General features: G+C 58.5%; 26 protein-coding genes. 13 read left to right on the top strand and 13 right to left on the bottom strand.

Annotation, left to right across the window (positions count from 1 at the left end):
• Nucleotides 1-1146 carry an epoxide hydrolase family protein gene (locus tag BOSE62_RS15860; RefSeq protein WP_159647700.1) on the bottom strand — a complete coding sequence of 382 codons (1146 nt, stop codon included), beginning with the start codon at nucleotides 1144-1146 and terminating at the stop codon, nucleotides 1-3.
• 96 nt (nucleotides 1147-1242) lie between these two features.
• Nucleotides 1243-2112 carry a 3-hydroxyacyl-CoA dehydrogenase family protein gene (locus BOSE62_RS15855; RefSeq protein ID WP_159647699.1) on the bottom strand — a complete coding sequence of 290 codons (870 nt, stop codon included), beginning with the start codon at nucleotides 2110-2112 and terminating at the stop codon, nucleotides 1243-1245.
• A 76-nt stretch (nucleotides 2113-2188) separates the two neighbouring features.
• Here BOSE62_RS15855 and BOSE62_RS15850 point away from each other — a divergent pair, with 76 nt between their 5' ends.
• Complete coding sequence (locus tag BOSE62_RS15850) at nucleotides 2189-3286, top strand: DUF1176 domain-containing protein (protein WP_159647698.1); 1098 nt, start codon at nucleotides 2189-2191, stop codon at nucleotides 3284-3286.
• Between the two features lie 2 nt (nucleotides 3287-3288).
• Here BOSE62_RS15850 and egtD read toward each other — a convergent pair whose 3' ends face one another.
• The 5 genes from egtD to gluQRS all read right to left on the bottom strand — a co-directional run bounded on the left by egtD (nucleotide 3289) and on the right by gluQRS (nucleotide 7332).
• On the bottom strand, nucleotides 3289-4248 hold the full coding sequence (gene egtD / locus BOSE62_RS15845; protein ID WP_159647697.1) for an L-histidine N(alpha)-methyltransferase: 960 nt from the start codon (nucleotides 4246-4248) through the stop codon (nucleotides 3289-3291).
• 16 nt (nucleotides 4249-4264) lie between these two features.
• On the bottom strand, nucleotides 4265-5464 hold the full coding sequence (gene egtB, locus BOSE62_RS15840; protein WP_159648091.1) for an ergothioneine biosynthesis protein EgtB: 1200 nt from the start codon (nucleotides 5462-5464) through the stop codon (nucleotides 4265-4267).
• Nucleotides 5465-5610: 146 nt separating this feature from the next.
• Nucleotides 5611-6189 (bottom strand): cob(I)yrinic acid a,c-diamide adenosyltransferase, encoded by a 579-nt coding sequence (locus BOSE62_RS15835; RefSeq protein ID WP_159647696.1) that lies wholly within the window; start codon nucleotides 6187-6189, stop codon nucleotides 5611-5613.
• A gap of 12 nt (nucleotides 6190-6201) precedes the next feature.
• Complete coding sequence (locus BOSE62_RS15830; RefSeq protein WP_159647695.1) at nucleotides 6202-6432, bottom strand: HIG1 domain-containing protein; 231 nt, start codon at nucleotides 6430-6432, stop codon at nucleotides 6202-6204.
• 9 nt (nucleotides 6433-6441) lie between these two features.
• Nucleotides 6442-7332: a tRNA glutamyl-Q(34) synthetase GluQRS gene (gene gluQRS / locus BOSE62_RS15825; protein ID WP_159647694.1), complete on the bottom strand. Its 891-nt coding sequence runs from the start codon at nucleotides 7330-7332 to the stop codon at nucleotides 6442-6444.
• Nucleotides 7333-7419: 87 nt separating this feature from the next.
• Between gluQRS and BOSE62_RS15820 the strand changes: the two genes are divergently transcribed.
• Nucleotides 7420-7986, top strand: coding sequence for an HNH endonuclease (locus BOSE62_RS15820; RefSeq protein WP_159647693.1), 567 nt, complete (start codon nucleotides 7420-7422; stop codon nucleotides 7984-7986).
• Between the two features lie 26 nt (nucleotides 7987-8012).
• On the opposite strand, the gene BOSE62_RS15815 is transcribed toward BOSE62_RS15820, so the two are convergent.
• Together BOSE62_RS15815 and BOSE62_RS15810 are read right to left on the bottom strand one after the other, a co-directional pair.
• A complete protein-coding gene (locus BOSE62_RS15815) occupies nucleotides 8013-8423 on the bottom strand; it encodes a response regulator transcription factor (protein WP_159647692.1) in 411 nt (136 codons plus the stop codon).
• 117 nt (nucleotides 8424-8540) lie between these two features.
• On the bottom strand, nucleotides 8541-9257 hold the full coding sequence (locus BOSE62_RS15810) for a CPBP family intramembrane glutamic endopeptidase (RefSeq protein ID WP_159647691.1): 717 nt from the start codon (nucleotides 9255-9257) through the stop codon (nucleotides 8541-8543).
• Nucleotides 9258-9366: 109 nt separating this feature from the next.
• On the opposite strand from BOSE62_RS15810, the gene ppc reads away from it, so the two are divergent.
• From ppc to BOSE62_RS15775, 7 genes are all read left to right on the top strand, one after another.
• On the top strand, nucleotides 9367-12054 hold the full coding sequence (gene ppc / locus BOSE62_RS15805) for a phosphoenolpyruvate carboxylase (protein ID WP_159647690.1): 2688 nt from the start codon (nucleotides 9367-9369) through the stop codon (nucleotides 12052-12054).
• Nucleotides 12055-12182: 128 nt separating this feature from the next.
• The gene (locus BOSE62_RS15800) at nucleotides 12183-14321 is read left to right on the top strand and encodes a molybdopterin-containing oxidoreductase family protein (RefSeq protein WP_159647689.1); all 2139 of its coding nucleotides are present in this window, start codon (nucleotides 12183-12185) and stop codon (nucleotides 14319-14321) included.
• An 11-nt stretch (nucleotides 14322-14332) separates the two neighbouring features.
• Nucleotides 14333-15634 carry an aromatic ring-hydroxylating oxygenase subunit alpha gene (locus BOSE62_RS15795; protein WP_236554082.1) on the top strand — a complete coding sequence of 434 codons (1302 nt, stop codon included), beginning with the start codon at nucleotides 14333-14335 and terminating at the stop codon, nucleotides 15632-15634.
• Between the two features lie 16 nt (nucleotides 15635-15650).
• Nucleotides 15651-16406, top strand: coding sequence for a glucose 1-dehydrogenase (locus BOSE62_RS15790; protein WP_159647688.1), 756 nt, complete (start codon nucleotides 15651-15653; stop codon nucleotides 16404-16406).
• An 89-nt stretch (nucleotides 16407-16495) separates the two neighbouring features.
• The gene (gene obgE / locus BOSE62_RS15785) at nucleotides 16496-17560 is read left to right on the top strand and encodes a GTPase ObgE (RefSeq protein ID WP_159647687.1); all 1065 of its coding nucleotides are present in this window, start codon (nucleotides 16496-16498) and stop codon (nucleotides 17558-17560) included.
• Nucleotides 17557-18666, top strand: a complete 1110-nt coding sequence (proB, locus tag BOSE62_RS15780) for a glutamate 5-kinase (protein WP_236554080.1) — start codon at nucleotides 17557-17559, stop codon at nucleotides 18664-18666. Before obgE ends, proB begins: the two co-directional genes overlap by 4 nt.
• 5 nt (nucleotides 18667-18671) lie before the next feature.
• On the top strand, nucleotides 18672-19604 hold the full coding sequence (locus BOSE62_RS15775; RefSeq protein ID WP_159647686.1) for an NAD-dependent epimerase/dehydratase family protein: 933 nt from the start codon (nucleotides 18672-18674) through the stop codon (nucleotides 19602-19604).
• A 6-nt stretch (nucleotides 19605-19610) separates the two neighbouring features.
• Here BOSE62_RS15775 and BOSE62_RS15770 read toward each other — a convergent pair whose 3' ends face one another.
• Entirely contained in the window at nucleotides 19611-20129 is a 519-nt protein-coding gene (locus BOSE62_RS15770; RefSeq protein ID WP_236554079.1) for a Pycsar system effector family protein, read from the bottom strand.
• Nucleotides 20130-20293: 164 nt separating this feature from the next.
• On the opposite strand from BOSE62_RS15770, the gene BOSE62_RS15765 reads away from it, so the two are divergent.
• From BOSE62_RS15765 to BOSE62_RS15755, 3 genes are all read left to right on the top strand, one after another.
• Entirely contained in the window at nucleotides 20294-20539 is a 246-nt protein-coding gene (locus BOSE62_RS15765) for an acyl carrier protein (protein ID WP_159647684.1), read from the top strand.
• Between the two features lie 91 nt (nucleotides 20540-20630).
• Nucleotides 20631-21830, top strand: coding sequence for a serine palmitoyltransferase (gene spt / locus BOSE62_RS15760; RefSeq protein ID WP_159647683.1), 1200 nt, complete (start codon nucleotides 20631-20633; stop codon nucleotides 21828-21830).
• A 4-nt stretch (nucleotides 21831-21834) separates the two neighbouring features.
• The gene (locus BOSE62_RS15755; RefSeq protein ID WP_159647682.1) at nucleotides 21835-22629 is read left to right on the top strand and encodes an enoyl-CoA hydratase/isomerase family protein; all 795 of its coding nucleotides are present in this window, start codon (nucleotides 21835-21837) and stop codon (nucleotides 22627-22629) included.
• 116 nt (nucleotides 22630-22745) lie between these two features.
• Here the strand turns inward: BOSE62_RS15755 and BOSE62_RS15750 are convergent, their stop codons facing one another.
• Genes BOSE62_RS15750 through BOSE62_RS15740 form a run of 3 tightly spaced genes read right to left on the bottom strand, consistent with a single transcriptional unit; the run spans nucleotide 22746 to nucleotide 25171 of the window.
• Nucleotides 22746-23663: a hypothetical protein gene (locus BOSE62_RS15750; RefSeq protein ID WP_159647681.1), complete on the bottom strand. Its 918-nt coding sequence runs from the start codon at nucleotides 23661-23663 to the stop codon at nucleotides 22746-22748.
• Nucleotides 23664-23678: 15 nt separating this feature from the next.
• Nucleotides 23679-24653 (bottom strand): diacylglycerol/lipid kinase family protein, encoded by a 975-nt coding sequence (locus tag BOSE62_RS15745; protein WP_159647680.1) that lies wholly within the window; start codon nucleotides 24651-24653, stop codon nucleotides 23679-23681.
• A 35-nt stretch (nucleotides 24654-24688) separates the two neighbouring features.
• A complete protein-coding gene (locus BOSE62_RS15740; RefSeq protein ID WP_159647679.1) occupies nucleotides 24689-25171 on the bottom strand; it encodes a DUF2141 domain-containing protein in 483 nt (160 codons plus the stop codon).
• A 132-nt stretch (nucleotides 25172-25303) separates the two neighbouring features.
• On the opposite strand from BOSE62_RS15740, the gene lptF reads away from it, so the two are divergent.
• Complete coding sequence (gene lptF, locus BOSE62_RS15735; RefSeq protein ID WP_159648088.1) at nucleotides 25304-26509, top strand: LPS export ABC transporter permease LptF; 1206 nt, start codon at nucleotides 25304-25306, stop codon at nucleotides 26507-26509.
• Nucleotide 26510: the final 1 nt, after the last annotated feature.

Here is a 26510-nt window from a genome sequence, read left to right as displayed (position 1 = left end):
CTAGAGCTCCATCCCGGCAAAACAGCCGCGCACTTCCTGCACGAACAGTTCCGGCACTTCCATCGCCGCGAAATGGCCGCCCTGTTCAGGCTCTCCCCAATAGTGCAAGTTCTGGAACCGTTGCTCTGCCCAGCGGCGCGAAGGGGTGATGATTTCGTGCGGGAAGATGCTGCACCCCGAGGGAACAGTGACCGGATCGACATTGGGCGCGCCGAAGCTTTCGCGGTACAGGCGCGCCGAGGAAGCACCGGCATTGTTGAGCCAGTAGATCATCACATTGTCGAGCAGGCGGTCGCAGTCGAAATTCTCGTCCGGCGCCTTGGCATCCTCTGCCCAGCCCTGGAATTTCTCCATGATCCAGGCCATTTGCCCGACCGGAGAATCAGCCAGACCATAGCCCAGGGTCTGCGGCCGGGTCCGCTGGATTTCCGCATAGCCAGCCCCCTGCTCCTGATAGACCGCGAAATGGGCCAGTGACGCCTGCTCTTCGGGGGTCAGGCTGGCCATCATCTCGTCCGACGGTGGTCCGACGACCACGAGATTGACATGCACGCCGGCACAATGGCCGAGATTTTGTGCGCCGATCACCGAGGTCACCATACCGCCCCAGTCGCCGCCCTGCGCGAAATAGCGGTCATAGCCGAGCCGCGTCATCAGCGTGTCCCACGCTTTTGCGATTTTCTCCAAGCCCCATCCGGTCGTGGTCGGCTTGCCGGAAAAACCATATCCGGGCAGCGACGGCAGCACCAGATGATAGGCATCTTTCGCCTCCCCGCCATGTGCCACCGGATCGGTCAGGGGACCGATCACGTCCATGAACTCGACGATCGAGCCGGGCCAACCATGTGTCATCAGCAGGGGCCGCGCATCCGGCTCTGGCGAGCGGATATGCATGAAGTGGATATCGACGCCGTCCATTTCGGTCAGGTGATGCGGGTATTGATTGAGTTCCTGCTCGCAGCGCCGCCAGTCGTAGCTGGTCCGCCAATGTTCGACGATGGTTTTCACATAGTCGAGCGGGATGCCTTGCGACCAGTCATCCACCGGCTCCGGATCGGGCCAGCGCACATGCCGCAACCTTATATCGAGATCGTCCAGTGCCGTCTTCGGGATATCGATTGTGAAGTCTCTGATCATATCATTCATATAAACCAACTTCTTCCTGTTCGTGTATCCCGAGCCTGTCGCCAGACGCAGGCTCGACAGCTCTATTCCGACATGCCGGAATAGAAAGCAATCGACTCACATCGTCGGAACCGGCACTTCGCCCGAATAGTCGTAAAAGCCCTTGCCCGTCTTGCGGCCCAGCCAGCCGGCTTCGACATATTTGGTCAGGATTGGCGCGGGGCGATATTTCGGGTCGCCGAAGTCGTTCTGCAGCACGCGCAGGATTTCCAGCAAGGTGTCCAGCCCGATCAGATCGGCCAGGGTGATCGGCCCCATCGGATGGCCGAGGCCAAGCTGCACGCCGCGGTCGATATCTTCCATCGACGCCGTGCCTTCGCCGAGCGCGAAAAAGGCCTCGTTGAGCATCGGCAGGAGGATGCGGTTGACGACGAAACAGGGCGAATCTTTCGCCATCACCGGAGTTTTGCCGACAGCTTTGGCGAAATCGCTGGCCATGGCCGCGGTCTGGTCACTGGTTGCGAGCCCGCGGATGACTTCGACCAGCCCCATCAGCGGCACCGGATTGAAAAAATGCACACCGACAAAGCGCGACGGGTCTTTCACCGACTGCGCCAGCCGGGTGATCGAAATCGATGAGGTATTGCTCGCCAAAATCGCCTGGTGACCCAGCACTTCGGATGCTGCGGCAAAAATCTGGCGCTTGACGTCTTCACGCTCGGTGGCGGCTTCGATGATGATGTCGGCATTGGCCATCGGGTCAAGCTGGACGATCGGCTCGATTCGGCCGAGTGCGGTTTCGGCGGCCTGCTGATCAATCTTGTCCTTTTCGACCAGTCGCGACAACTGCTTGGCGATACCCGCCCTGCTGCGTTCGGCGATTTCCATGCTGACATCGGAAAGATAGACGTGATAGCCCGCCTGAGCAGAAACCTGCGCGATGCCGGCGCCCATTTGTCCCGATCCGATAATACCGATTGCTTTCATATCATGCCCTTCATGCTGTTCGATGTGTTTGCACAAGCCACTAGCGATTGTCGGCCAAACTGGCTAGATTGCAATTATGTCCCCTATCAGTTTCATTGTCGGAATATTTGCCACCATCACCGCCGCGACCGCCCAGCCGGCGGCGCAACCCGGAGGGATCCGGACTTTCCGGGACTGGGCTGTCGGCTGCGACAATGGCGGAAACTGCCAGGCTGTTTCGCTGGTTCCGGACGACGGCGGATCCGGATTTGACGGCTGGGACGGACCGGTTTCGATCGTCAGGACCGCCGGCAAAGATGATATTTTCAGGATCCGCGTCCTGTTTCCTGCCCGGGAGATGGACCGTTACCGGATGAATATCGATGGCAAGCTGGTCGACACCGGGCCGATTGTGCAAGGCGATTATCCGATAGAGATTGTCGGCACGGATGCCGAAAAGGTGGCGAAGGCTATTATCAACGGAAGAAATCTCGTCATCCAGGGGCCCCAGGGCGAGAATATCACGCAAATTTCGCTGGCCGGTTCTTCGGCCGCCTTGCGCTATATCGACGAAAAGCAGCAGCGCGCCGGAACCGCAACCGCTCTGGTCGCCAGGGGACCGCGAGAATATCAGCCCGCGGATAGCGAAATTCCGACCATCACGGTCGACCGTTGGGACGATTCCAAACTGGCCCCGGAAACCGGCGATATCGTGGCGCTGGTCGAAAAGTCCAGATGCAAGGACGAGCGCTACGGGCTGGTGGAGGACCAGGTCTTTCCGCTGGGCAAACGCGGCAACCGATTCCGGGCGCTGGTGCTGATTTCCTGCGGCTCGGGCGCCTATAATTTCTCCAGCGCGCCCTTTATCGGGGAATATGTCGCAAATCCCCGCGCGACCAGCGGCTGGACGTTCGCGCCCGCCCGATTTGACCGTCAGCCCAGCTGGGGCGGCGAAGGTACCGACCCGTTGCTGGTCAATGCGAGCTGGGATGAGCGGGAGCGGAAGCTCAGCAGCTATGGCAAGGGCCGCGGGCTCGGCGATTGCGGCAGCGCTGAGAATTATATCTGGGACGGAGACATGTTCCGGCTGACCGATGCCAGCGCAATGCCGGAATGCCGCGGTGCCTATGAATGGATTTCGATTTGGCGCGCAAACTACCGCATTCTCGAAGTGACCACTGCGCCTGCCGAATAATCCTAGGGCGCGTGCTTGAGCGGATGGGCTTCCACCAGCATGAGCGTAAAATAGTCCAGCTCGTCGCTCCATTCGCGCAAGGGCGTCCAGCCGCCGGCCCGCAACATCAGCCGGGCGTCGCGCAAGCCGTATTTATGGCTATTCTCGATATGGATTTTCTGTCCTCCGGCCATTGCATGGCTATGCCCGTCGATTGAAAATTGCACATCGTCCTGGGCTTCCAGATAGATTTCGATCCGCGCATATAAATCGTTCCAGACCGCCTTGTGACGGAACCGGTCAACCGGAATATCTGCTGCCAGCTCGCGGTTGATCCGGTGCAGCAGATTGAGCGAAAATTGTGCCGTCACGCCGGCCGCATCATCATAGGCGTCGATCAGCGTCTGGACATCCTTGATCCGGTCAAAACCGATCAAGAGCTGCGCGCCCTCACCCAGCGTTTCCCGCATGAAGCGCAGCAGGTCGACCGAAGTCCGGGCGATCATATTGCCGATCGTCGAGCCGGGAAAGAAACCGAGCTTCGGCATGTCGGCCATGGCCTCCGGCAGCGCCACCCGGTTCATGAAATCGGCCTCGACCGGATATATCGGCAATTCCGGGAATTCTTCCTGAAGCAGCGAAGCGCTATGTTCCAGAAACTCGCCGGAGATATCGATCGGCACATAGGCCGCGGGGTCAATCGCTTTCAGCAGATTCGGGGTCTTGACCGAACTCCCCGAACCGAATTCGATTACCGCCCGGCCGGTGCCCGTCGATGCAGCAAAAGCCGCTCCGTTGTCCCTGAGCAATTTCGTCTCGGTCCGCGTCGGATAATATTCGGGCAGCTCGGTAATCTCTTCAAACAATTCCGAACCGCGCCGGTCGTAAAGCCAGCGCGCCGGGATCGCATAGGTGCGGTTTTCAAAACAGCGCCGGACGTCCTTGCGAAACGTATGGTCGACAAGAGAGGTGGTCATGTCCATGAGGGCGTCCTTAACGTCAAAGGTCTTTGGCTAGCCGCAATCCGCAGAATTGCCAGCGCTGGTGGGGATAGAAGAAATTCCGGTAGCTGGGCCGGACATGGCCAGGCGGAGTCGCGATACTGCCACCCTTCAGGACAGCCTGGCCCGACATGAACTTGCCATTATATTCACCGACCGCCCCGTCGGCCGGCCGGAACCCCGGATAGGGCAGATAGGCGCTGCCGGTCCATTCCCACACCGCGCCATTGTGCGGAAGGCCATGATTGGCCGCCACTTCCCATTCGGCTTCAGTGGGCAAGCGGGCGCCGGCCCAGGTGGCATAGGCATCCGCTTCATAATGGCTGATATGTTGTACCGTGGCGGACAGGTCGAGCCCATGGTGGCCGCCCAGTCCGAACGCGGACCATGTCTTGTCCGGTTCCCGGCTCCAGTACAGCGGGGCTTCAATGCCGTGCTGCTGTACCCAGGCCCAGCCGTCCGACAACCAGTGGCTGGCCTCCCGATAGCCGCCATCCTCGATAAACGCGAGCCATTCACCATTGGTCACCGGGCGGCTGGCAATCGCGTGAGGATGAAGCAATGTCTCGTGTCTCGGTCCTTCGCAATCAAAGGCAAAACCGGGTCCGTCATGACCGATTGGCTGTACACCCGTTCTGCCTTCGATCCATTCCAGAGGTCCGGGCTCTGCGGCCTCAACGGGATCCGCGCAGGAATAGGCGGGCTTTAGCGGATTGCGGGAAAAGAGATGGAGGATATCGGTCAGCAACAATTCCTGATGCTGCTGTTCGTGGTTCAGGCCAAGCTCGACCAGATCGAGCAATTCTGCGGAGAAGCCGTCCATCGCCCCCTCCATTGCCGTGTCGACATGACGACGATAGGCCATGACCTCCGCGAGCGAAGGGCGGGTTAGCAAGCCCCGTTCCGATCGTGCGTGACGGGCACCTTCGGCTTCATAATAGCTGTTGAACAGATAGGAATAAGCATCGTCGAACAGGTGATAGCCGGCGACGTGATCACGCAGCAGGAAAGTTTCAAAAAACCAGCTGACATGGGCCAGGTGCCATTTTGCCGGAGAGGCGTCGTCCATCGATTGTGCGGTCGCATCGGCATCGCTCAGCCCATCGGCCAAACCAACCGAATAATGTCTCACATCGCGGTAGCGGGCCAGCAGCTCACCTGCCCGGGAATCACTATGTGCGTCGGCCGCGTGCGAAATCGGGCGATGTGGTTGGCTGGCGATCAATCCTACTCCGGTAGCGGCTCTTATTGTCTTCGGAACATAGCGCGAACAATGATTAGGTCAACTACGCATATACACTCCGACTGGTTGCATATATCTGCGTTGCAGGGCACTTTAGCGTCCTAACGCGAGGCCCCCGGAACCCATAGAATGTCGTCCTTGCCACCCCGGTTCAGCGCGCGTCCGACTACGAACATATAGTCCGAAAGACGATTGATATAGGCCAGCGCCTGCGGGTTGATCGACGTCGCCCTGCCCGCGGCAACACAGGTCCGCTCGGTCCGCCGGGCCACGGCGCGCACCAGATGGATGGCTGCGGCGGCTTTCGTTCCGCCGGGCAAGATGAAGCTGGTCAGCGGGTCTAACTCGGCCGTGGCGGCATCAATGGCTTTTTCCAGCCGCTCCACTTGTGAAGGGACCACTCTCAGAACCATTTCCGACGGCGTAAAATCATCGCCTTCAGCGGCCGGCGTTGCCAGGTCCGCACCCAGATCGAACAGGTCGTTCTGGATAACGCGCAAGGTCTGGACCAGCGTGTCATCGGCGATTTCGCAAATCGCCACACCGAGCACACTGTTCAATTCGTCCACATCGCCAATCGCCGCCATTCGCTGATCATTTTTGGCAATGCGCGATCCGTCGACCAGACCGGTCGTCCCGTCATCACCGGTGCGCGTATAGATTTTGTTTAGCTTTACCATCGGGGAAGCGGCCTAGCTCTGGCCACCCGCCACTGCCAGCAATATCACCACCAGAATGATCGCGATCGCCTGATATTTGACGCGCGCAAACATCATTTCATTCTGCTTCTTGTGCGAAGCGGTAATGCCTTCGGCATCTACATCGCCTGGCTCCATATTGGCGAAGGCGATCAGCCCGCGCACAAGTGCATAAACAACAGCGCCAGCCGCTGCGATGATCATCAATATCAAAATATAGCTCATAATTTCACCTTAAGCCTGCGAGAGGGATATTCCAACAGGGAAGATTCCCGCCCTGAGATTCTGTACCAGTCGATAGCCGTCTTCACCAGCGGCCCGCAATACGGACAAAGAGGCAGAACCGCGGCTTTTCGACAGCTTTTCCCCCTTGTCATCGAGCAGCAGCCGATGGTGAAAATAGATAGGGGTGGGCAAGGCCAGCAATGCCTGCAGCAGGCGGTGGATGTCGGTAGCGGCGAACAGGTCTTCGCCGCGCACGACATGGCTGATCCCGTCCCGGGCATCATCGAGCGTTACAGCGAGATGGTAGGCAACCGGCATATCCTTGGGCAGCAGAATAACGTCGCCAAGTCGCTCGGGTTGGGTCAAGCGCTCGCCTTGCCGCTCGTCGATCCAGCGCAACGGGCCGGTGATCGCCGCGGCCTTTGCGACGTCAAGTCGCCAGCTATGCGGCTCCTGAGCCGCTCGCTTGCTTGCCACTTGCGGGTCCAGATGACGGCATGTTCCCGCATAAACCGGACCATCAGGCCCTTCAGGCCGCCCCCCTTGTTCCCATAATTGCCGCATATCCGACCGGGTGCAGAAGCAGGGATATAACAATCCCATCGCCTTCAGCCGGTCGGCTGCGGCCGCATAGCTGGCAAGCCGTTCGGACTGGAAAATCACATCCCCGTCCCAGTCCAGGCCTAGCCAGCGCAGGTCATTCTCTATCGCCTCGACAAATTCCGAACGGCTGCGGCCGCTGTCGATATCCTCGATCCGCAGCAGGAACCGGCCCGCGCGCTTTCGGGCGAAATCATGCGCCACCATCGCTGCATAGGCGTGACCCAAATGCAACAACCCGTTGGGACTGGGGGCAAAACGCACCACAATATGTCGATTCAATTGCCCACTTGACGTCATGAGCCGGATAATGTTCTCTGTGTAATAGTCATGTCACGTTCTTAGGCATAAAGAGCAGACAGTAAAGGACAAGGGAGACAGACACGCATGTACCACCCCGACCTGCTGAGGCATCCGGAAAGCTGCCCCTCGCTTGTCCTTAATGCAGACTATACGCCGCTGTCCTATTATCCGCTCAGCCTGTGGTCCTGGCAAACAGCAATCAAGGCGGTGTTTCTCGACCGCGTCGACATCGTTTCCAGCTATGAGCGCGAAGTACACAGCCCCAATCTCGACATGAAAATCCCGTCGGTGATTGCCCTGAAGAAATATATCAAGCCGTCCGAATATCCAGCCTTCACGCGTTTCAACCTGTTCCTGCGCGACAAGTTCGAATGCCAATATTGCGGATCACCCGACAATCTGACCTTTGACCATGTCATCCCGCGCCGCCAGAAAGGCCGCACGACTTGGGAAAATGTGACCACCGCCTGCCTGCCCTGCAATCTCAAGAAAGGCGGCCGGACACCCAAGGAAGCGCATATGCAGCTCGCCAATCAACCGATCAAGCCGACCAGCTGGCATTTGCAGGAACATGGCCGGGCCTTCCCGCCAAATTTTCTCCACGACACCTGGCATGACTGGCTATATTGGGATATCGAGCTGGAAAGCTAAGTCATTCCAAATCCGGTGATCGGGAATCAGACGTAGCGCATCGGCAGTTTTTGCGTGGCTTTGCGTTTCTCGACATTGTCCAGCATCGTTTCGACAGTCACCACAAGCTCGTCGGGGTCAAAGGGCTTTTTCAGATAATCTGTGGCGCCGGCTTCCCGCGCGATCCGTTCATCGGCCGCAGACGACCTTCCGGTCAACATCAATACCGGCGTCGCGAATAGTTCATGATGGTTGCGAATGCGGCGAACCACTTCAACCCCGCCCATTCCCGGCATGCTGCAATCCAATATGATCAGATCGGGGTTTTTCGCCTTGGCTACTTTCAGTGCCGTCAGGCCGTCACCGATCACGCCAATGGCATGCCCTGCATCTATCAGCGTATCACGGACGATCTCGGCAACCATTTCATCGTCTTCGGCATAAATAATTCTTGCCATGGAAAAATCTCCTTGATCAGGCGCGTTAGCAGGAACTCGTTAATGAATTGCCCGGCCTCCCGCGGGCGGCAGCCGTACCATATCCTCCAGCGCCCTGTGGAGGTCAGGCAAATTTGCTCAGTCGCGGATTCCGAGAAAACGAAACGTCTGTCCCAGACTGTTGAATATGCCGTGCGCAAAAATCAGCGGCATGATATTCTTGCGGCCGAACCAGAGATAAAGCATTGCAAAGGCAAACCCCCCGGCTCCGGTGATCAGGGCACCATGCATACCCTGATAATAATAGTGCCGGTAGCCGAAGAAAATCGAGGAAAACAGGGCCGCTCCGATCTCTGCCTTCCCGCTTCCGCCGAAGGCTTTGCTGGTCCGGTCGATGACAAAGGCGCGAAACAACAGCTCCTCGAAAAAGGATCCGTGGGTCCAGACCAGCAGCATGATCCCGATATAAGCCGCCAGATTGCCCTCGATATGGTCAAACCGGCCACTGGTGCCGACATCTTCGAAAAATGCGTCGGCGAAAAGCTGCATCAGCTGTGTAGCCGCGATGAACAGGGCCATTGAAAATAGCGTCAGTCCAACAGTTTTCCACCAGTTTTCGGGCCAGCGCAGTCCCAGATCCTTCCAGCCCAAGCCTCGGCGCCGCAGCAAAAGGGTCGCGACCAGCATCGCCGAAAATGTGGATGCAGGACCGGCATAGAGATAGCTGAAGGACAGAACAGACTGTTTGACCCCGACCAGAACCGCCAGAATTATGACCAGGTCGACCAGTGCCACCGGATCAAATCGCCTCACCGGCATTTCGGCCACAGGCCCCCTTTGCGATTTGACTGACATCTCGCCCTCATTTTCCCGATGTGTATTACCCCAATATAACACCAGAATTTAATCTCGCAACCACGCAGTATTTCTTGACCCTGCTGGCGGTGCAGTGCAGCATATCAATATGACAGAATCCCTGACCGTCCGCCAAAATCCAGACATCAAATATCTCGGCAAATTGCTGGGCGACGTCATTCGTTCCTATGGCGGGGAAGACCTTTACCGGCGCACCGAATATATTCGTTCGACCAGCGTCGATCGCCATCGCGGTCTCGCCGATGCGGATGCGATTGATCCCGGTCTTGATGCGCTGTCACTCGACGAGACGCTCGCCTTTGTCCGTGGTTTCATGCTGTTTTCCCTGCTCGCCAATCTGGCCGAGGACCGGCAGGGCGTCGCAGCGGAGAAAGGCGCCACGGTGGTCGAGGCGATCGAACTGCTCGCCAGCGAGGGGGTAGATCGGGACGCGATCCTGCAACTGCTCCAGGACGCATTAATCGCGCCGGTGCTCACCGCCCACCCGACCGAGGTGCGGCGCAAGAGCATCATCGACCATAAATCCCGTATTGCCGAACTGCTGCTGATGAAGGACGAGGGAGAGGAAGAAACCCCGCAAGGCGATATGCTCGACGCGGCGATCCTGCGCCAGATCGCCCTGCTCTGGCAAACCCGTCCGCTGCGCCGCGAGCGGCTGTTTGTCACCGATGAAGTGCAGATTTCGCAAAGCTATATGAAAGACGTGTTCCTGCCCGTCCTTCCCCGGCTCTATGCCAAATGGGAGCGGACATTGGGCGCGCGGCTGCCAAGTTTCCTGAAGCTCAACAGCTGGATCGGCGGCGACCGGGACGGCAATCCCTTTGTCGACGCAGGCGCGATGGAGGAAGCCTTGTCGCGGGCTGCCGAAACCGTCATCGGCTATTATCTGATGTGCGTGCACACATTGGGTGCAGAACTGTCGATCTCCACCGAACTGGCCGAAGTGCCCGAAGCGGTGCTGGAACTGGCCGAGGCCAGTGGTGATGACTCGCTCAGCCGCAAGGACGAGCCCTATCGCCGCGCCTTGTCCGGTATCTATGCCAAATTGTCAGCGACCCACCTCAAGTTGTGCGGACATGTTCCGGGGCGCGCGTCGACAATTACCGCCGAGGCCTATGACAATCCGCAGCAATTGCGCGAGGAACTGGTCATTCTGGCGCAAGGCCTGAAATCGGCCGGCAAGGGCGTCTTCGCGACATCCGGAGCGTTGGGCCGCCTGATCCGGACGGTCGAGCTGTTCGGCTTCCACCTCGCCACCCTCGATATGCGCCAGAACAGCAAGGTTCACGAACGCGTGGTCGCCGAATTGCTGAAACAGGCGGGTGTCGAAGATGACTATCTGGCGCTGGACGAAGCGGCGCGGGTCAAGCGGCTGCGCGCTGAACTGGCCAATAACCGTCCCCTTGCGAGCCCGTGGATAACCTACAGCGACGAGACCCGGAAGGAATTATCAATCATCCGCGCGGCTGCCGAAGCGCACCGGAAATATGGCCCCGAGGTGATCACCAATTATAATATCAGCAACGGCGAGAGCGTTTCCGATATATTGGAAGTCTATGTCCTGTTGATGGAAACCGGCCTCTATCACGCACCCACCGAAGACAGTGATTCACCGTCCTGCCCGGTCATGGCGGTGCCGCTATTCGAAACCGTCGCCGATCTGGAAAATGCACCGCAGGTGATGAGCGATTTCTTCGCGCTTCCCGAAATGCACGCTCTGGCAAAGGGCCGCGGTCATCAGGAAGTGATGATCGGCTATTCGGACAGCAACAAGGATGGTGGGTATCTGACCTCGACCTGGAGCCTGTTCAAGGCGAGCGATGCTTTAACCCCGATTTTCGCCGATGCGGGCATAAAAATGCAGCTATTCCATGGGCGCGGCGGTGCCGTGGGCCGTGGTGGCGGATCCGCCTTCGGCGCGATCAAGGCCCAGCCCAAGGGCACTGTCGCCGGCCGTATTCGGATCACCGAGCAGGGCGAAGTGATCGCCGCCAAATATGGTACGACCGATGTCGCGGAAGCCAATCTTGAAGCGATGACCTCCGCCGTGCTGATCAATTCGCTCGAGCCCGACCGGACCGACGATAAGGTACAGGCCGATCATGCCGCGGCCATGGACGAAATCTCGCAAGTCGCGTTCACCGAATATCGCGATCTGGTCTATGGTGACGACAGCTTCCGGACTTTCTTCCGGCAGATGACGCCGCTGACGGAAATCGCCAAACTGAAGATCGGTTCGCGCCCGGCCAGCCGTACGAAGAGCGACAAGATCGAAGATCTGCGCGCCATTCCCTGGGTGTTCAGCTGGGCTCAGGCCCGGGTGATGCTGCCCGGCTGGTATGGTGTCGGACAGGCGCTTCAAGCCTTTGACGACAAGGCGAAACTGAAGGATATGGCGCAGAGCTGGCCCTTTTTTCAGGCATCGCTCTCCAATATGGAGATGGTGCTGGCCAAGTCCGACATGGGTATTGCCGCCCGCTATGCCGGCCTGGTCGAGGATCAGGACATGGGCCAGACTTTCTTCGGCCGCATCCGGTCAAGCTGGTACCAGACGCGCGACATATTGCTGGAAATCACCGATCAGCCGCATCTGCTCGCAAAAAGTCCCGCGCTGTTCAACAGCATCGAGTTACGGCTGCCCTATATCGAACCGCTCAACCATCTGCAGATCGAACTGATGAAACGGCTGCGCGCCGGCGAAGATGATCCGCGTATCGGGGAGGGCATCCAGCTGTCTCTCAACGCCATCGCCACCGCATTGCGCAACAGCGGCTGACGGTCAGCCCGGTTTCCGGCCTGAACCCATCTGACTCTGCTGCGAAAAGGAAAGCATTTTTCCGAGCATTTTTGTCAGTCGCTTGTGCCTTTTTCCGCGCCTAGACTTCTCCGAAATAGGAGAGATTCATGGCTGTCGAGACCAAGCGTAGTTTTTGTCGTTTTTGTCACGCAAGTTGCGCAATGATTGTCGAGGTGGAGGACAATAAGGTCAAATCCGTCCGCGGCGACAAAGAAGACCATTTGTTCCACGGCTACACCTGCATCAAGGGTCGCCAGTTGCCTGATATGCACAATCTTCCGGACCGGATGATCACCAGCAAGATCCGCCAGCCCGATGGCAGCTTCAAAGACATATCGACCGCCGAAGCGCTGAAGCTCGCCGGTGAGCAAATGAAGAAAATGGTCGAGGAGCACGGACCACACAGCATCGCGATCTACTGCGGCACCAATGCTTTTCAGAACAGCGCCGTGCTCGGCACCTCTTATGCTTTTGCGCAGGGTATCGGATCGCGCAACTGGTATACCAGCGTTACGGTCGATCAGCCGGCCAAGGTTTTCACCACCGCTCGCTATGGCATGTGGATGGGTGGCGGCAACGCCTTCACTGAATCCGATGTCGCGATGTTTGTCGGCAATAATCCGATCGTCTCCCATTATTCCGGCGGCATGCCGACATCCTCTCCATCACGTGGCCTGCGCGATGCAAAGGCGCGCGGCATGAAAGTCATCGTCGCCGATCCGCGGGTCAGCGACATGGGCAAACTGGCGGACATTTATCTTCCGGTGAAACCGGGCGAAGACCCTGCCCTGCTCGCCGGCATACTCAACGTGATTTTCGAAGAAAAGCTCTACGACCAGAATTTCGTCGCCGCCCATGTCGACGGCGTGGAAGAACTGGAAGAGGCGGTCAAACATATGACACCGGATATCGCCGCGAAGCGCGCCGGGGTCGAGAAGGATCAACTGGTCGCCGCCGCCCGGATGTTCGCCGGTGCCAACAAGGGCCGGGTCGTCACCGGCACCGGTCCGGAAATGGCCGGCAATGGCACGCTGACCGAATATCTCGTGGCTTCGCTCAACATTCTCTGCGCCCGCTTCAACCAGGAGGGCGAGCGGGTTTCCGCGCCGATGGTCTTCAATCCGCTGATGGGCGGACCGAGAAAGGCGCAGGTCGCGCCGAAGATGCCGACCTTTGGCGAGGGCTTCCCCAAATCACGGATCAGGGGCCTCGGTCATCTCGGCAAGGAGATGCCGTGCAATGTGCTGGCCGACGAAATCCTGACGCCAGGCGAAGGTCAGGTCAGGGCGCTGATCTCGATCGGCGGCAATCCCGAAATCGCCTTTCCCGACCAGCAGAAAGTCCGCCGCGCGCTCGACGAATGCGAACTGTTCATCCAGATTGACCCGTGGATGTCGGCCAGCGCCAAACGCGCCGACATGATCCTGGCACCGAGCATGTGTCTGGAACGCGAAGACATCAACAATGTGTCGGATGCCTTCACCGAAGAAGCCTATGGCCATTATACCGAGGCGATGGTGCCGCCGCCCGGCGACACGATGGACGAATATGAAATGCTCTGGTGGCTGGCCAAGCATATGGGCATCGAAATGAATTTCCCTGGCGGCCCGGTCTCGATGGAAACCTGCCCGGACAAGGCGACCGTCCTAGACCTGATTTCCGAAGGCTCTCTGCTCAAACCGAGCAAGGCCAGGGCCGATGCAGCGGCGCTGGAACGCAAGGGTGCGGCGATCACCTATGAAGACCTGCATCCCGTCGTTGGTCCGGCCGATCCGGACGCGCAGGAGAAATTCGATCTCGCTGCTGGTGCCATGCCCAGCGAACTGATCGATTATGCTGCCAATGATCCGGTCGAGAGCGGCTTCGATTTCCGCCTCATCTCCCGCCGGTCCAGACACCGCTATAACAGCAATGGCCACACCTTTCCGAAGCTGGTTGAAAAAATGCCAACCAACCCGGCCTTTTTCAATCCCGCCGATCTCGCCGCAGCCGGCATTGAAGACGGTGCGATCATCGAAATAAGCTCTCCCAATGCCTCGATATTCGGGCTCGCCAGGGCCGACGAAAAAATTCGGCCCGGCGTTATCTCAATGAGCCATGCGTTCGGCGATAGCGAGGCTGGCAAGGACGATGTGATGACCAAGGGCGGCTCGACCAACCGGTTGATCGTCGACGATGCCGATATCGATCCAATCACCGGACAGGCGATGCAAAGCGCAATTCCGGTCAAAATTGCCGCGGCCTAGGGGATGATGCCATGACAATGAGCGAGAATTATATCGACCAGATGAAAGCGCTGATGGAGTGGGAGGCTTCCCGCACCGCGCCGCCGGAGGGATTTCCCCACCTTCCTGACCTGCCCGCTGGCCGCTATACGAGTCAGGAATATTATGATCTCGAGCAGCAATATCTGTGGAAGAAGAGCTGGCTGTTCGCGGCGCATATCGATGAAGTCCCCGAACCCGGCTGCTTCATGAAATGGGAACAGATTGGCGATCCGCTTGTCATCGTCCACGGCATGGATGGCGAGGTGCGGGCGTTCTACAACACCTGCCGCCATCGCGGTGCGCCGGTGGTGACCGAAGAAAAGGGCAAGACGCCGCGGCTGATGTGCGGTTATCACAACTGGACTTACAAGACCGACGGTTCTCTGGTCGGCGTGCCGGAAAAGCAGGACTTCGGCCCGGATTTCGACATGTCCTGCCGCAGCCTGATCCCGGTCCGGTGCGAGCGGCTGGGTAATCTGATCTTTGTCAATTTTGACGAAGAGGCCATGCCGCTGAAACAATGGCTGGGGCCGGTCTGGGATGAATGGAAAGAATTCCGGTTTGACAAGATCAGGCTTGCCGCGCGCCACAGTTTCGACCTGAAGTGCAACTGGAAGGTGGCGATGGAGGCCAATATGGAGGTCTATCATGTGCCCTTCATCCATCCGGATACCGTCTCTCCTCTGGTCGACAGCAAGCGCAATGTGAACACGCTCTACCCCAACGGCCATGCCCGGATGCTCGCGCCTGCGCCCGCACAGACCGACCGTGAACATGTCCGCGCCATTGACAGCCCGCCTAACTGGCAGGAGATCGATGGCGTTGGCGAATTTGGCCGCACCTGCACGCAAAGCTACACGATGTTCCCCAACTGGGTGTCACCGCTGAGCAATTATTTCGTTCCGCCGCTGATCTTCTGGCCGACCTCTTTGAATACAACCCGGCTGGAACTGGTGACCATGGCAATGGATTGGGGTGATGGCCCGGCCCCGGATCTGTGGACCGTGCCGGATGAGAGCAAGCCCAATGGCCGCGACATGTCGCCGATCATTCTCGAGGACACGCAATTCGGTGAAATGATCCAGAAATCGCTGGAGAGCGACGGCTTCAAGAGCGTGCCGCTAAGCTATCAGGAAGCGCGCATTTACAGCTTTCATCAAAATTGCGACAAGATGATCGGACTCAACCGCGTGCCGGATCATCTCGCAGTAGAACAGGTGATCGGCGAGGAATGGGTCTATCCCAATGATCCCCGAGTCGCACAGATGGAACAGATGGAAGCAGCAGAATGAAGACGGGAAAAACCTGATGGGACGCGTGCAGGACAAGATCATATTGCTAACCGGCGGAGCAATGGGACTGGGCAGGGCCGCGTCACAGCGTCTCATCGACGAGGGCGCGCGGGTGATCATCACCGATCACAATGCCGAAGCGGGCGCCGCAACCGCAGCGGAGCTTGGCGACAAGGCGGAGTTTCTGGAGCAGGATGTTACCAATCCGGATCGCTGGGGCGAAATCATCGCCCATGTCGAGGGGAAATATGGCCGGCTTGATGTTCTGGTCAACAATGCTGCGGTCACCGTTTTCGGTTCGATAGCGGACGTCAGCTACGAGGATTTCAAACGCTGTTACACCGTCGATGTCGACTCGATATTTCTCGGTTGCAAGACGGCCCTGCCGCTGATGAGCAAGACGGGCGGGTCGATCATCAACCTTTCCTCCGCCGCAGCTATCAACGCCAGCGCCGATCTGGTTGCCTATAACAGCGCCAAAGCCGCGATTCCGATGCTGACAAAGTCCATTGCCCTTTACTGCGCGCGCGAGAAAAACAGGGTACGGGTCAATGCGGTGCTGCCCGGCACGATCATGACCCCCAATGTCCGCAGCGTCATTGATGGAACGCCCAATCCAGCGGAAACCGAGGAATCCTTCCAGCTGGCCCAGCCGGTCGGTCACATGGGCGAACCCGACGATATCGCGCATCTGATCGTCTATCTTGCCTCCGAGGAAAGCAAATTCGCCACCGGAGCCGCCTTTGCGGTCGATGGCGGTCTGAGCATCTAGCTTGCCGGAGCGGCCAACGGACAGGGCCCGTGTCTTTATATTGCAGCAAAGCCTAGCCTTTCCCGCACCAAATCCCTAAATGCTCCAACATGCATTTTCTCGATCAAGCCAAAATCTATGTCAGCTCCGGTCAGGGCGGGCCTGGCGCTGTCAGTTTCCGGCGTGAAAAATATATCCAATATGGCGGCCCCGATGGCGGCAACGGCGGCAAAGGTGGCGATATCGTGTTCGAAGCCGTCGAAGGCCTGAACACATTGATCGACTTTCGCTATGCCCAGCATTTCAGAGCCCCGCGCGGCAAGGGGGGCGCCGGCCGCAACCGGACCGGTGCGGGCGGCCATGATCTGGTCATCAAAGTGCCTGTCGGTACCCAGATCCTGTCCGAAGACAAGGAGCTGGTGCTGCTCGACTTCACCCGCGAAGGCCAGCGCGCCACCTTTCTGGAAGGCGGAATCGGCGGACGCGGCAACGCCAGCTACAAAAGCTCGACCAATCGCGCCCCGCGCCAGCATCAGCCCGGCGAACCGGGCGAGGAAGCAGCCGTCTGGTTGCGACTGAAGCTGATCGCGGACGCGGGCCTTGTCGGCCTGCCCAATGCCGGCAAATCGACTCTGATCAACAAGGTGACCAATGCCAGCGCCAAGGTCGGGGCCTATCCCTTTACAACCATCCACCCCCAGCTCGGTGTGGTCCGGCACAAGAGCCGCGAGTTCGTACTTGCCGACATTCCCGGCCTGATCGAAGGCGCAGCGGATGGCGCTGGCATTGGCGACCGCTTCCTCGGTCATATCGAACGGTGCAAAATATTGCTCCATCTGATCGATGCGACCGGAGACGATCCGGTGCAGGCCTGGAAGACGGTCACCAAGGAACTGGAAAAATATGGCGGTGGCCTCGCCGAGAAACCGCAAATACTTGCGCTCAACAAAGCCGATCTGCTGGACGACGAGCTGATGGCGGACATTGCCGACCAGTTGCGCGCAGCCGGTGCGGAACATGTTCTGCCGGTATCGGGCGCCACCGGCGAAGGCCTCGATGCTGCGCTGGACAAAATACTGGAAGCGGTCGGCGAGAATAGCTCCATCGAGCAAAAGGGCCTGGATTCAGACACCTCTGGCGAAGAGGATATTGCCAAGGACTGGTCACCGCTGTGAGCGTTGACAAGCCGGAGACGATAGTCGTCAAGGTCGGCTCTTCCCTGCTGGTCGGCGAGGACGGACAGCCAAGACGGACGTGGCTTCAAACGCTGGTCGCCGATATCGCAAAACGCCATCAGGCGGGTGACAATCTGATCATCGTGTCTTCCGGTTCGATCGCTCTGGGCGCGCGCAGGCTCGGCCTCGAACAAGGTGGCCGTTCCAGCCTTTCCGATGCACAGGCAGCGGCTTCTGTCGGCCAGATCGCACTCAGCAGCCTGTGGTCGGAGCTTCTGGCCGAACATCAGATCACCGCCGCCCAGATGCTGCTCACGCTGGACGATATGGAAGATCGCAAACGCTATCTCAACGCCACCGCGACGCTGGAAAAGCTGCTGGAGCATCGCGCCGTTGCGGTCATCAACGAGAATGACAGCGTCGCCACTGACGAAATCCGCTTCGGCGACAATGACCGGCTTGCCGCGCGGGTCGGCCAGGCCGCATCGGCTGATCGCGTGCTGCTGCTCTCCGACATAGACGGCCTTTACGACCGCCGCGAGGATAGCCAGGCTTACGGACAGTTTATTGGCGTGGTCGAAGCGGTTGATGAAACGATCATGGCGATGGCAGACGGCAGTTCTTCATCCGGCCTGGGTTCGGGCGGGATGATATCGAAGCTGGAAGCGGCCAAGCTCGCCAATCTAGCCGGAATCGAGCTGTCGATCATTTCCGGACGCCACGACCATCCGCTGGAACGCTATGCACTGACCAACGTCGGGACCCTGTTCAGGGCCGGCGATGGCGCCAATGCCCGCAAGGCATGGCTGGGCGGACGACTGACCTCGGCCGGATCGATTACCATTGATGCCGGTGCGATCGCAGCCCTGCGGTCGGGAAACAGTCTGTTGGCGGCCGGAATCATCACAATTGACGGCCAGTTCGAACGCAGTGACGTGGTCGATATCCGCGATGAAGACGGTCTGACGATCGCTCGCGGTCTGGCCGAATATAACGCGCTCGACTGTGCCAAGATCATCGGTCGCCGCAGTTCGGAACTGGAGGCTCTCCTCGGCTATGCGCCGCGAAGCGCGGTGGTTCACCGCAACCAGATGGTGCTGGTCTAGCCGCGATGGCCGACATTGCTCAAAAGACAGTCGCGATCACCGGCGCGACCGGCTTTGTGGGCAGCCGGATGCTCGACCTGATCGTCCGGAACGGATATCGCGCCCGCGCACTAACCCGCCGCAAGCAGGATGAACGCCCCGGCGTCACCTGGGTACGCGGCGCGCTGGACGATCCGGGAAGCCTCGCTAGCTTGTGCAGCGGCGCGGATATGTTTCTGCACATAGCCGGCGTGGTCAACGCTCCGGACAGAGCCGGCTTTGAGGCCGGCAATGTAGCAGGCACGCTGGCCGTCATCGAGGCCGCCAAACAGGCTGGAACGCGGCGTTTCGTGCATGTCTCCTCGCTGGCTGCCACCCAGCCCCGGCTGTCGATGTACGGCGAAACCAAGGCGAAGGCGGAAAAGCTGGTCCAGACCAGCGGCCTCGACTGGACGATTATCCGCCCTCCCGCCGTCTATGGCCCCGGCGACGGCGAGTTTCTTGATCTGTTCAAAATGGCGCGACTGGGTTTCCTGACCCTGCCGCCCGATGCCGACGGCCGTTTGTCGGTGATCCATGTCGAAGATCTCTGTCACGCCCTGCTGGCCTTGCTACCGGAGAAGGAAGATTTTACCGCGAAGATATTCGAGGTCGATGACGGCAAGCCGGGCGGCTGGACGCAGGCCGGCTTTGCCAAGGCCATCGGTCGGGCAATGGACAAGCGTGTTGCAACGGTCGGGACCCCCAAATTCTTGCTCCGCCTGGCTGCCGGGGCCGACCGTCTGCTGCGCGGCGACCGGGCCAAGCTTACCGAGGACCGGGTGAATTATTTTTGCCACGATGACTGGACGATAGACCCGCAGAGGCGAATCCCGGGACCGTATTGGCAAGCGCGGATCGAGACGCACCAGGGTCTCGAGGACACCGTGAAATGGTATCGTCAGAACGACTGGCTGTAACCCGGTTCAGACAAGCGGCCCGGCGAACTGCTCGTAAATATAGGCGATGAAGGTCAGCGTCAGCCCCGCCAGAAATACCCGATAGGCCCATCCCAGAAAACGATATTTTTTCCGCTCGAGAATCTGGCCCATCTGGTAGATATCACGCAACATCGCCCGATAGGTCGATTCCTGGGTGCGCAGTTGTGTTTCCAGCAAATGTTCGACGAACTCCTCTTCGGAAATTTTGGAAAAGCCGCCAAAAAACAGCATATTGGGGGAGTTGTTTTTCTCGAGCTTGAACGAGGGCATCACCGCCAGCGCCGCCAGACCAGCGGATATGAAGGCTGAAATCGCCAGAATGAGGAGCGGCAGGGATATATTGCCAGCGTGGCTCTGGCCAATGGCGAGCGTGAAAACAACAAATGTCGCGCCAATCAGCATATTGGCCTTGTTGTCCGCCATGACACTCAATTGCACATGGTGGCGCTGGGTGGTTCCCAGCGCATAGACAACTTCATCCGGCCATCTGCTGCCTTCGTCCATAATCATACTCCCAAACCTGTAGACCTCGATAAGGCAGAAGAGTGGCAGAAAGCGCATGTCCGGGCAAGACAAGGCGCGCATTGTGCCGCTTTTGCGCCTTATTCGCTTGCCAATGGTGCGCATGTCTTGGCAAAGGTCGAGAATAGCAATTTTGAAAGCATATTATGGCAAATCGCGAAGAAATCATGGCCAAGGTCAGCGAACTGATCGGGCCGTTTAACAACAAGGGCGTCGAACTGGCCCCCGGCACCACGTTTCAGGGTGATCTCGAATGGGACAGCCTGACGGTCATGGACTTTGTTGCCGCGGTCGAAGACGAATTTGACATCATCATCACGATGAACATGCAGGCCGAGATCGAGACCGTCGGCCAGCTCGCCGATGCCGTCGCAAAGTTGATGGAAAACTAGAACCGGACACCCGTTCGCCCTGGGCTAGATCAAGGGTCGCACGAGCGGGTGATTCGTACTTCGACAGGCTCAGGACTAACGGAAGTAAAGCATGACCGATCTACTCAGTAAATTTGACCCACTCATCCAGGAGCGCGAGAATCTCCTCGCGACGGGCGTCAAGGATCCGTTTTCGCTGGTGATGGAAGAGGTGCTCTCACCCACCGTCGCCATCTGTAACGGCAAGGAAACGATTCTCCTCGGCACCTACAATTATATGGGTATGACCTTTGACGATGACGTTCGTCAGGCCGGCCTGAAAGCGCTGGAAGAATTCGGCTCCGGCACCACCGGCAGCCGCGTGCTCAACGGCACCTACAGCCTGCATCGCGATTGCGAGGAAGCGCTCAAGGAATTTTACGACATGGACCATGCTATGGTCTTTTCCACCGGCTATCAGGCCAATCTGGGGATCATCTCGACGCTGGCGGGCAAAGGGGATTATGTGATCCTCGACATCGACAGTCATGCGTCGATCTATGACGGCTGCGCGATGGGCAATGCCGAAATTGTCGCTTTCCGCCACAATGATGTCGAAGCGCTGGAAAAGCGGCTGAAACGCCTGCCCGCCGAAGCCGGCAAGCTGGTTGTACTCGAAGGCGTCTATTCGATGCTCGGCGATGTGGCGCCGCTCAAGGAAATGGTTCGTATCTGCAAGGAAAACGGCGCCATGGTGCTGGTCGACGAAGCCCATTCGATGGGTTTCATCGGCGAAAACGGTCGCGGTGTCTGCGAAGAGCAGGGCGTGATTGACGATGTCGACTTCATCATCGGCACCTTCAGCAAAAGCGTCGGGACGGTCGGCGGCTTCTGCGTCTCCAACCATCCGAAAGCCGAAATATTGCGCTTGGTTTGCCGCCCCTATGTATTCACCGCCAGCCTGCCGCCCAGCGTCATGGCCACGGCAAGCACCTCGATCCGCAAGCTGATGCACAGTGGCAACAAGCGCGCGCATCTCTGGGAGAATAGCAAGAAGCTCCACCAGGGCCTGCGCGACCTCGGCTTCACTCTCGGCACGCCGGAAGCGCAAAGCGCGATCATCGCGGTGATCATGCCGGATCTCGAAAAAGGCGCGATGATGTGGCAGGCGCTGCTCGCCGAAGGACTCTATGTCAATCTCGCCAGACCACCGGCGACACCGGCCAATATGACCCTGCTGCGCTGCTCGCTCTGCGCGGAACATACGAGCGAACAGGTCGACCAGATCCTGGGCATGTTTGAAGCAGCCGGGAAAGCAGTAGGGGCAATCTAGCGCTATGAGTAGTTCCATCCTCATCGAACAGCGCGGCGCGATAGAAATCCTGACGCTCAACCGCCCCGACAAACTCAACACGATGAACGAGGAGATGATCTTCGCGCTGCAGGATTATTTCCGCGGGCTGCAGAAGCGCCACGACGTGCGCGTTGTGCTTTTCCGCGCCGAAGGCCGCGCCTTTTGCGCCGGCCTCGATATCGGCGGCTGGAAGAATGACGGGTCAGCCGGGCAAGTCCAGCATGTCTGGCGTACCCAGCGGTCCATCGCCACGGTGATGCAACTGATGCGGCAATGTCCGCAGCCGATTATCGCGCTGGCCCGGGGCGCAGCCTGTGGCGGCGGATTCTCGCTATTGCTCGCCAGCGACGTTCGCTTTGGCGCGCCGTCGCTGAAAATGAATGCCGCCTATATCAAGATCGGCCTCGGCGGCTGCGACATGGGCTCCAGCTATTTCCTGCCGCGCATGGTTGGCGCTTCGATTGCATCGGAACTGATCCTGACCGGCCGTTTCATCCATGCCGAACGGGCGGAAAAATATGGCCTGATCAGCGAAGTCGTCGACGATGACAAGCTGCTCTCGACCGGCCTCTCCCTGGCCGAAGAGATGCTCGACACCGCGCCGATGGGCCTGCGCCTGTCGAAGGATGCCCTGAACCGCAATATCGATGCGCAGAGCTTCGAGGCAGCGCTCGCCATCGAAGACCGCCAGCAGGTGATGCTCTCGATGACCGAAGACAGCCGCGAGGCGGCCAAGGCCTTTTTTGCGAAAAGAAAGCCGGATTACAAGGACCGCTAGCATCTCGTCATTCTGAACTTGTTTCAGGATCTCGTCACTCTTGCTCCCATCTTCCGGTTCGGATTCCGGGGATTCTGAAACAAGTTCAGAATGACGGAATCATTTGCATGACGGGATCATTTGATCGCCCCGCCGGCGATCAATCGCGGCAGCATTACCAGCGCGCCCAATATCGGCCATTTGCGTTGCCAGGGCTTGATCACATAATCGGTCCCGGCGTGCCGGTTGATTTTCCACGCCAGATAATCAATCCCGCCGGCATAGGTGGCGGAGGCCTTGGCCAGCCTGGCGAGCGTCAGCAATTTTCCGTTGCGTCGCAATTGCCGCCATCTTTTTTCCACCGCATCGCGAGAGGCGACAATTTTGAGCTTTTTGTCCTCCACCTCATCCCGCGCGGCAATCGCCGCAAGCACGGCCGGTCCGAATCGCGCATAACGTTCCGGATCGGAATCAACTACGGAGCCGGAGCGGTCCTTCCGCTCAGCGCGCAGTTCGGCGCCGTAGGTCAGCTCAAATCCCCGCTTCCAGAGGTCGACAATATTATATTTGGTGTCGATGTTCATCATCGGGAAAGTCATGTCGAACAGGGTGATGGAAGCGCCTTCGATCGCCTCGACCGCTCGCACCTGCGCCGCTTCGTCCGCCTGCCAGACCAATCGGGACGGTTGCGCGAACCGCGCCCAGACACTGACCGCGCTGGCGCCGATCCGGTTCAGTTTGTGAAAATCTGATTCGCTGAGCACCGCCACCTTGGCAACCAGTCCATCATGTTCCGCCGGAAAGACATTGGGTGGCAAGCGCCTGTTCGCCCCCACGAGCCAGCTTTTGCCATAAGCCGCCTCGTAATCCGACACGATCAGATAAAAATCGAGCATCTGCCCGTCGAGCTCGGTGGAGCGCAGGCAAGAGCCGTAGAACAGCACCGCGCGCGACGCCTCGCCATATTGCGCGGCAATGGCAGCGGCAAAGGCGGTCACCCTCCCGTCGACGGGCTGGGCCAGTTCCTGTGCAATCAATGTCTTGAGTTCGCTCACGCGAAACGTCTTAGCTCAGGCGGCGAGCCGAAGAAAGGATACTGGTTTGGTGGATTTCAGAACGATCGGTTGTCCCGGCTGGGCGGAGAAAAGTTCGCCGTCCATCAGCACATTGCTGCCATCGCCTTCGATACGGATCATGTCTCCCCGTTCCAGATGGATGCCTTTCTGCACTTTTCGTCCCAGCCGCCCGAAAATCACCGACAACAGAAAGCGCATGATGGCACCGGCCTGATGATCAATGGCCAGAAACTGCATCCGGCCAATCGCATTCTTGTTCCGCATCGACCGCTTCATCAGCAACAGCTTCTCCAGCGTGGTGACGATCAACACCGCAAAATTGCCCTGGAACTGACCATCCCGAATCAGCGATATCTTGATCGGCGTCGACCGCTTCGGCAAAAACTTGCCCTTTATTCCAAACAAAACGGAGGCCAGTGCGGCGAAAACCGTCAGCACATGCGCGGCCGCGTTAGGCAGGCCCAACGGGTATATCTTGTGCCGGCAATAGAGAATGAACTCGGACAGGCCGGCCCCGCCCAGAAACATGCCCAGCACCACCTTGCTATCCTTGCTGCCATCCGACAGCGCGATCAGTTCCCGGTCGACGAGATGTTCGTGCAGATCATGTTTGGCCAGTTCCACAATCCGTTCCAGCGCCTTCAGCGGATTGCCCTCTGCGCCCAGATCAAGCGCTATCAGATTCGTCTTCCCGTTCGGCAGAACGGCCACAGGTGGCGGATTGTCGCCGAAATGGCCACCCTGGTGCAATTCGGTCAGCGCCGCCTGCACCGTGCCGTCACCGCCGTTGATGACCAGCACTTTCGGTTTTACCCGGGCAATGGTTTGCAGCGCCTTGGCGATTTCGTCGACATGATCCACCTCATAATGGAAAACATCGCTATTCTTGACGCAATAAGAGCGCACCTCCGGCAAAATCGACCGGTTTCCGGTGGAGTTCGGATTGGAAAGAAGAGCGACATTTGCCATGAATTAGCCCCAAATTGTCCTGCGTACTGGATGCATCACATATATTTCATAGTGATGCGGATGGATTTAACCTCATTGCCAAGGGCAAATTTGGTTTTCTTATAGCTTGGTTTCCCAAGATTGAAGATGTTGATGCTCGGATTGTTCGACATGCCGCCACCGTCTCTGGACAGGTCGGTCTTGCCATTGCCGTTCATATCATGACGAACAGCGATCGCATATTCGCCGGAGCGGCTGAACGGCAGACAAAAGGTCATATTTGTCGCGCTGGCCGGAACCTCGATGCGAGACAGCCATGCGCCTTTTTTCAGCCATTCCTCCTCGGTGCCACGGTAGCTCTGGACGCGAACCTTGCCTGTCGCTTCCTTCAGTCCTTCAATTTCCACCCGGACAGCGGGCCCTTTGCCCGTCTGACACTGGCGCATATCATTGGGTATGACCCGGCCTCCGGCGATTGCAGGGGCGGAAGATAGCAAAATAGCGGTCGAGAATGCGATAGATGCCGCAAATTTCAACATGACGTAGTAACTCCTAGTCGTTATACCCGCGCCATTACTCCGGCGCGGACGAGAATCAGCCCCCCGATCTACCGATTGCTATGGAATTGATTTGCGGCGAAAACATGGTGAGAGGGAGACAACAAGTTGAAACTGCTGACTTCCACTGATCGCTATCTGGCCAGATTGATCGCGGTTCCGCTGTTCAGCACATTGGTGATCGCCGCCATGCTGCTGGTACTGGAAAAAATGCTGCGGCTTTTCGATTTTGTCGCTGCAGAAGGCGGGCCGGTCAGCGTGGTCTGGCGCATGCTGGCCAATCTTATTCCCGAATATCTGTCGCTGGGCATACCGATCGGGCTGCTGCTCGGAATCCTGCTGGCTTTCCGGCAACTGGCGCTCAGTTCGGAACTCGATGTTTTCCGCGCTGTCGGCCAGGGCTATGGGCGGCTGCTCCGCGTCCCCTATCTGTTCACGATCGCGCTGATGCTGGTCAATCTGGCTCTGGTCGGATTCATTCAGCCGCTATCCCGTTATTATTATGAGGAACTGCGCTTTGAATTGCGTTCGGGCGCGCTGGGCGCATCGATCAAGGTCGGCGAATTTACCAATCTGGGCAACCGGATGACCCTGCGCATCGAGGAGAGCCGCGACAACGGCACCAAATTGAGCGGCATGTTCGTGCGCGCCGAGAGCAAACAGGGCCAGACCGTTTCGGTCACAGCGAAAAGCGGTCAGTTTCTGGCAACAGACGATCCCGACACGATCATATTGCGACTGACCGATGGCGTATTGGTCCACGACGCGCCGAACTATGAAAAACCGCGCATCTTGAGCTTCAGCAACCATGATCTGCCAATCGACCTGCCCGATATCGAAAGCTTCCGGTCACGCGGCGGCAAGGATCTGGAATATACGATACCCGAACTGGTCCGGGTCGGGCAGGATGAGAACCGTCCGGTCGCCGAACGCAACGAAAGCCGCGCCAATTTCCATTTCCGCATGGTCGAAGTGGTGATGATGCTGCTCTTGCCGCTCTTGGCAGTGGCGCTGGCGGTACCCCCGAAACGCTCCAGCTCGGCGCTTGGTGTATTCCTGTCGATCATCATGATTGTGACCTATCACAAGGTCAATGAATATGGCGAAGATATAGGCGCTCTTGGCCTGATCGATCCGATTATCGCGCTATGGCTGCCCTTCTGCCTGTTCGCCGCGCTGATCATATGGATGTATCATGTCGCAGCCCATGTGCCGGGCGGCCAGCCGATCGGTGCTCTGGAAAAGGCCTTTTCCAAATTCGGTGGGGTTTTCAAGGGGCTGCTCAATTTCAATCGCAAGCGCGCGTTGATGAAGGAATAGC

Source organism: Sphingorhabdus sp. 109 (genome assembly GCF_902506555.1).
In the GTDB taxonomy this organism is placed as follows: domain Bacteria; phylum Pseudomonadota; class Alphaproteobacteria; order Sphingomonadales; family Sphingomonadaceae; genus Parasphingorhabdus.
The sequence above is the reverse complement of the archived record's forward strand: the minus strand, read 5'-3'. Positions and strand labels throughout refer to the sequence as shown.

Coding starts and splice junctions, on each gene's coding strand:
- BOSE62_RS15860 (WP_159647700.1), bottom strand. CDS start 1,146: ATGAATGATATGATCAGAGACTTCACAATCGATATCCCGAAGACGGCA.
- BOSE62_RS15855 (WP_159647699.1), bottom strand. CDS start 2,112: ATGAAAGCAATCGGTATTATCGGATCGGGACAAATGGGCGCCGGCATC.
- BOSE62_RS15850 (WP_159647698.1), top strand. CDS start 2,189: ATGTCCCCTATCAGTTTCATTGTCGGAATATTTGCCACCATCACCGCC.
- egtD (WP_159647697.1), bottom strand. CDS start 4,248: ATGGACATGACCACCTCTCTTGTCGACCATACGTTTCGCAAGGACGTC.
- BOSE62_RS15835 (WP_159647696.1), bottom strand. CDS start 6,189: ATGGTAAAGCTAAACAAAATCTATACGCGCACCGGTGATGACGGGACG.
- BOSE62_RS15830 (WP_159647695.1), bottom strand. CDS start 6,432: ATGAGCTATATTTTGATATTGATGATCATCGCAGCGGCTGGCGCTGTT.
- gluQRS (WP_159647694.1), bottom strand. CDS start 7,332: ATGACGTCAAGTGGGCAATTGAATCGACATATTGTGGTGCGTTTTGCC.
- BOSE62_RS15820 (WP_159647693.1), top strand. CDS start 7,420: ATGTACCACCCCGACCTGCTGAGGCATCCGGAAAGCTGCCCCTCGCTT.
- BOSE62_RS15815 (WP_159647692.1), bottom strand. CDS start 8,423: ATGGCAAGAATTATTTATGCCGAAGACGATGAAATGGTTGCCGAGATC.
- BOSE62_RS15810 (WP_159647691.1), bottom strand. CDS start 9,257: ATGTCAGTCAAATCGCAAAGGGGGCCTGTGGCCGAAATGCCGGTGAGG.
- ppc (WP_159647690.1), top strand. CDS start 9,367: ATGACAGAATCCCTGACCGTCCGCCAAAATCCAGACATCAAATATCTC.
- BOSE62_RS15800 (WP_159647689.1), top strand. CDS start 12,183: ATGGCTGTCGAGACCAAGCGTAGTTTTTGTCGTTTTTGTCACGCAAGT.
- BOSE62_RS15795 (WP_236554082.1), top strand. CDS start 14,333: ATGACAATGAGCGAGAATTATATCGACCAGATGAAAGCGCTGATGGAG.
- BOSE62_RS15790 (WP_159647688.1), top strand. CDS start 15,651: ATGGGACGCGTGCAGGACAAGATCATATTGCTAACCGGCGGAGCAATG.
- obgE (WP_159647687.1), top strand. CDS start 16,496: ATGCATTTTCTCGATCAAGCCAAAATCTATGTCAGCTCCGGTCAGGGC.
- BOSE62_RS15775 (WP_159647686.1), top strand. CDS start 18,672: ATGGCCGACATTGCTCAAAAGACAGTCGCGATCACCGGCGCGACCGGC.
- BOSE62_RS15770 (WP_236554079.1), bottom strand. CDS start 20,129: ATGGACGAAGGCAGCAGATGGCCGGATGAAGTTGTCTATGCGCTGGGA.
- BOSE62_RS15765 (WP_159647684.1), top strand. CDS start 20,294: ATGGCAAATCGCGAAGAAATCATGGCCAAGGTCAGCGAACTGATCGGG.
- spt (WP_159647683.1), top strand. CDS start 20,631: ATGACCGATCTACTCAGTAAATTTGACCCACTCATCCAGGAGCGCGAG.
- BOSE62_RS15755 (WP_159647682.1), top strand. CDS start 21,835: ATGAGTAGTTCCATCCTCATCGAACAGCGCGGCGCGATAGAAATCCTG.
- BOSE62_RS15745 (WP_159647680.1), bottom strand. CDS start 24,653: ATGGCAAATGTCGCTCTTCTTTCCAATCCGAACTCCACCGGAAACCGG.
- BOSE62_RS15740 (WP_159647679.1), bottom strand. CDS start 25,171: ATGTTGAAATTTGCGGCATCTATCGCATTCTCGACCGCTATTTTGCTA.